The sequence below is a fragment of the Streptomyces sp. NRRL S-87 genome (assembly GCF_000719335.1).
Classification (GTDB): Bacteria; Actinomycetota; Actinomycetes; order Streptomycetales; family Streptomycetaceae; genus Streptomyces.
The window spans coordinates 1-5,053 of sequence record NZ_JOGB01000117.1 but is presented as its reverse complement, the minus strand read 5'-3'; the positions used below and the strand labels follow the sequence as shown (position 1 = coordinate 5,053).

4 protein-coding genes and 1 pseudogene are annotated in these 5,053 nt (G+C 69.4%); all 5 read left to right on the top strand.

Annotation, left to right across the window (positions count from 1 at the left end; translation table 11 throughout):
- The coding region (locus tag IF43_RS0135065) for an ATP/GTP-binding protein (RefSeq protein ID WP_030210817.1) at positions 1-273 on the top strand (273 nt) is incomplete at its 5' end.
- A 327-nt stretch (positions 274-600) separates the two neighbouring features.
- Positions 601-3,864, top strand: a complete 3,264-nt coding sequence (locus IF43_RS0135060) for a nitrate- and nitrite sensing domain-containing protein (RefSeq protein ID WP_030210813.1) — start codon at positions 601-603, stop codon at positions 3,862-3,864.
- Positions 3,865-3,874: 10 nt separating this feature from the next.
- Positions 3,875-4,288: a roadblock/LC7 domain-containing protein gene (locus IF43_RS0135055; protein ID WP_078910683.1), complete on the top strand. Its 414-nt coding sequence runs from the start codon at positions 3,875-3,877 to the stop codon at positions 4,286-4,288.
- Between the two features lie 92 nt (positions 4,289-4,380).
- The gene (locus IF43_RS0135050) at positions 4,381-4,941 is read left to right on the top strand and encodes a DUF742 domain-containing protein (RefSeq protein WP_030210806.1); all 561 of its coding nucleotides are present in this window, start codon (positions 4,381-4,383) and stop codon (positions 4,939-4,941) included.
- Positions 4,922-5,053: pseudogene (locus IF43_RS0135045) on the top strand (ATP/GTP-binding protein); the annotation flags it as partial. The gene IF43_RS0135050 and the pseudogene IF43_RS0135045, both read left to right, overlap by 20 nt.

The following is a 5,053-nucleotide window of genomic DNA, read 5'->3' as shown; positions in this document are numbered from 1 at the left end:
CGCGGCGCCATCGGCGCCGTCGTCCTCGTCGACACCCGCCGACTCGCCGACTGCTTCCCCGCCGTCGACTACTTCGAGAACTCCGGCCTCCCCTTCGTCGTCGCCCTCAACGGCTTCGAGGGACACCAGCCGTACACCCCCGAAGAGGTCCGCGAGGCGCTCCAGATCGGACCCGACGCCCCGATCATCACCACCGACGCCCGCCACCGGGCCGATGCCAAGAGCGCGCTCATCACGCTCGTGGAACACGCTCTCATGGCGCGTCTGAAGTAGTCGGAGCCGTTCCGGGGAGATCCCGTGAAAACACGGATCACCAGTGGATCACCAACTGCGAGGCGGGCTGTGTCCTTTGACACGGCCCGCCTCGGCGTTCATAACGTTTCGACAGAGAAATTCCACCAGTTGGACACCCCTCGCATCCACTCGGTGCCGCTGCGCGCACGGCGGTCCCGCTTTTTGACGAAACTCGCTCCTTATGTCCGACTTATGCCGGACGGACGCGGCATGGGACGGTCGGTTTCAACTGTTTGGAACACGGCCGTTCCCCGTGCTGGAATTCATCGAACTAGCTAGTAGCGCCGCCGAGAGGTTGTTGGTCGAGTGAGGCGAAGCAACGAGAGCCCCGCGGAGGAGACGGCCCGGGGCAACTTCACCCCGCCGCAGCGCGCGGCCGCCGCGTCCCCGGCTGACCTGCCGGACGAGGCACCCGTTCGCGGCAGCCAGAGCCGGTTCTCGCCGCGCAACTGGCGCGTGCCCACGCGTCTGAACGCGATCCTGCTCGTGCCGGCCCTGGTGGGCCTGGTCATGGGCGGCTTCCAGGTGAAGGGCTCCATCGACACCTGGAGCGAGGCCAAGGACGCGGAGAAGACCGCCCGCATCGTGCAGGCCGCCTCCGAGTACGGCCAGGCGCTGCTCAACGAGCGCGACCTCACCGTCGAGCCGCTGCTGAGCGGCAAGCGCGACAGCGACGTCGTGACCAAGGCCTACGCCGACACGGACGCCGCCAAGGCCCGGTTCGACGAGGTCGTCAAGGACATGCCGGCCAAGCAGGGCCTGGAGCGCCGCCTGAAGCTCTTCCGCTCGGAGGAGCCGAAGCTGCAGGCGATACGCAAGTCGGCGTACCTCCCGCAGATCGAGACCGCCAAGAAGAGCCTGCCCACGAAGCTGGGCCCGGTGCCCACCGAAGAGGGCTACGTGCTGGTCCAGCACTACCTCATGCAGTTCTCCAACGAGCTCGGCCTCGGCACCGGCAACATCACGTCCTACGGCCGCATGGTCTACGCGATCGAGCTCGCCAAGGCCGCCGGTTCGCTGCAGCGCTCCATCGGCACCCACCTCCTCGTCGCCCCCAGCAAGAAGAAGGACGTCCACGCGGCCCAGCTGGTTGCCTTCTCCTCGTACGCGTATCTGGAGGAGATCGCCCAGGGCGAGTACGTCTCCGCCGGTACCGAGCAGGACACCCAGAACCTCAAGGCCGTCATGCAGCGCAAGGCCGACGAGGGCGCCCAGAAGCTGCTGGACGCCAAGGCGCGGGCCGAACAGGCCGGGATGAAGTTCGTCCCGCCGCCGGTCGTCAACGGCTCCGCCCTCGAGGGCATGACCGAGGCGATAGCCAGCGGCGAGGACCCCGAGGACCTCGCCAAGGAGGGCACCAACGCCGCCTACTGGCAGGCCGGTGCCACCGCCAAGTTCGACGGCTACACCGAGGTCGAGAAGGACCTCGTGGCCAAGGCCGTGAACGAGGCCGTCGAGATCGCCGACGACGCCCGCACCGACGCGTTCGTCAACGGTGGCATCGTCGTCGTCTCCCTGCTGGCCGCGTTCATCTTCGCGGGTCTCATGGCCCGCCAGATGGGCCGCTCGATGCGCCGCCTGCGCGGTGCCGCCTTCGACATCGCCGAGCAGCGTCTGCCGGCCCTCGTCGACCAGCTCTCGCGCACCGAGCCGGGCAAGGTCGACACCCGCGTGGTGCCCATCCCGATCGACTCCCAGGACGAGATCGGCGAGGTCGCCCGCGCCTTCGACCAGGTCCACCGCGAAGCGGTACGTCTCGCCGCCGAGCAGGCGCTCCTTCGAGGGAACGTCAACGCGATCTTCACCAACCTCTCCATGCGCAACCAGTCGCTGATCGAGGGCCAGCTGACCCTCATCACCGACCTGGAGAACAACGAGGCCGACCCGGACCAGCTGGAGAACCTCTTCCGCCTGGACCACCTCGCCACCCGCATGCGCCGCAACGGCGAGAACCTCCTCATCCTCGCGGGCGAGGAGCCCGGCCGCCGCTGGGACCAGCCGGTCCCGCTGGTCGACGTGCTGCGTGCCGCCTCCTCCGAGGTGGAGCAGTACGAGCGCATCGAGCTCACCGGCGTCCCGGAGGCCGAGATCCACGGCCAGTCCGTGACCGACCTCGTGCACCTGCTCGCCGAGCTGCTGGAGAACGCCACCACGTTCTCCTCCCCGCAGACCAAGGTCCGCGTCACCGCGACCCGCCTCCCCGACGGCCGCGTGATGGTCGAGATCCACGACAAGGGCATCGGCCTGACGGCCGAGGACTTCGCGGACATCAACCACAAGCTGGCGAACCCGCCCACCGTGGACGCCGCGATCTCCCAGCGCATGGGCCTCTTCGTGGTCGGCCGGCTGGCGGACCGGCACGGCATCCGCGTCCAGCTGCGCCCCTCGGGCGAGCAGGCCGGCACCACCTCGCTGGTCATGCTCCCCGACGCCATCACCCACGGTGGCGGTGGCGAGGGCATTCCGGACGACGACTTCACCGTCTCGTCGATCATTCCGGAGCAGCAGGCCGCCGAGGCGCAGCCGATGCGCACCGCCGCGGAGCTCGGCTTCGACGACTCCCGCTATTCCGACGCAAGCGTCGGCGCCACTGGAGCGGCGGGCGCCGCGCCCTTCGACGCGACCGACCTCGACCCCGTGAACCGCTCGCTGAACCGCGAGGACCGCCGTGCGGCGCTCCAGGAGCAGGCCGAGTACGGGTACGAGGAGCAGGCGTACCAGAACCCGCAGCAGGGCTACCCCCAGGAGCCCCAGCCGGAGCACGGCTACCAGCCGTACCCGGGTGAAGCGGAGGGCGCGTACCACCAGGACGGCTACCCCGGCGGCGGCTACGAGCAGAACGACGGCTCGTACGGCCACCAGGACGCGGGCTACGCGGCGCAGGAGTCCGGCTACGACCAGCAGGCCGAGGGCGGCTACCCGGCCTACGGCTATGCGGAGGACGGCTACCAGGACGCCCCGGCGGGCCAGCGCCAGTACGACGGCGGCTACGCGTCCCAGCCGCAGCAGGCCGAGTGGCCGGAGCAGAATGCCTACCAGGGCGGCTACGACCAGGGTTACGGGACCGAATCGGAATCCCAGGTCGGTCCCGAACAGCCCCAGGACCGCGTAGGCTTCGACCGTTCGGGCGCCGCTGCCGAGACCGGTCACGGGATGACCGGAGCGGGTCTGCCGCGTCGCGGTGGCCAGCAGCAGTGGCAGCCCGCACAGCAGGAAGCGGAGTCCAAGCCGTTCGCCGCTTCGCCGCAGAGCCAGCAGGCGGCGCCGGCGGCGGGAGGCGTGGGCCCCGGGAGCGGCTGGCGTTCGAAGAACGACGAGCGCTGGCAGCAGGCGGGCAAGCTCCGTGACCCGAAAGCGGGCGGGGTGACCTCCTCCGGTCTGCCGCGGCGCGTACCCAAGGCCAACCTGGTCGAGGGTGCCGCCGAGTCGACCCCCCAGGGCGGCCCCCAGATTTCCCGTGCTCCTGAGGACGTGCGCGGCAGGTTGAGCAACCTGCGGCGCGGTGTCCAGCAGGGCCGCAGCGCGGGATCAGAGCAGTCCCCTAGTAACACCTATGACCAGGAGCGTTAGTGTGAGCCCGATGAGCCAGGCGGCGCAGAACCTGAACTGGTTGATCACCAACTTCGTGGACAACACCCCCGGGGTGTCCCACACCGTGGTGGTCTCCGCCGACGGCCTTCTTCTGGCGATGTCCGAAGGGTTCCCGCGCGACCGTGCCGACCAGCTGGCGGCGGTGGCGTCGGGTCTGACCTCGCTGACCGCCGGGGCGTCCCGCATCTTCGAGGGCGGCGCCGTCAACCAGACGGTGGTGGAGATGGAGCGCGGCTTCCTCTTCCTCATGTCGATCTCGGACGGTTCGTCCCTGGCGGTGCTCGCCCACCCCGAGTGCGACATCGGCCTCGTGGGCTACGAGATGGCCCTCCTTGTGGATCGCGCGGGCAGTGTCCTCACTCCGGATCTGCGCGCCGAACTGCAGGGAAGTCTTCTCAACTAGCAGACAGGCAGTGCGTTTCGCGTCATCGCACCATAGGGTGCGGTGGCGCGGTGCTACAGGGAACACTGCGTTTTGGAGTCGGAGGAGGAAACGTGACAACACCCCCAGGAGGCCATTCGTATGGCGGCGCTCAGCCGCAGGGTGGTCACGACCAGAACCGCTTCAACTTCCCTTCTGCTCCGAGCAGGCAGTACTCCCAGGAGCCGAACCCGTACCAGGACCAGGGCTATGGCCAGCCCCAGGCCCCGCAGGCTCCGCACATGCCTCCGGCCGCTCCGCCCCGGGCGCGGCGGCAGGAGGCTCCCAAGGCCAGCAACCCGCTGGTGCGCCCGTACGCGATGACCGGTGGCCGGACCCGGCCCCGGTACCAGCTCGCGATCGAGGCGCTGGTCAGCACCACGGCCGATCCGGCCCGGCTGCAGGGGCAGTTGCCCGAGCACCAGCGGATCTGCCGACTGTGCCAAGAGATCAAGTCGGTTGCCGAGATCTCGGCACTCCTCTCCATTCCCCTCGGCGTTGCCCGAATCCTCGTCGCCGACCTGGCGGAGGCGGGCCTCGTCGCCATCCACCAGCCCGGCGGCGACGAGTCCGCGGGCGGCCAGCCAGACGTGACACTGCTCGAAAGGGTGCTCAGTGGACTTCGCAAGCTCTAACGGCGGAGCGGCTCGCTCCACCACCTCCGCGAAGATCGTGGTGGCGGGCGGCTTCGGCGTGGGCAAGACCACGTTCGTCGGCGCGGTCTCCGAGATCAACCCCCTGCGCACC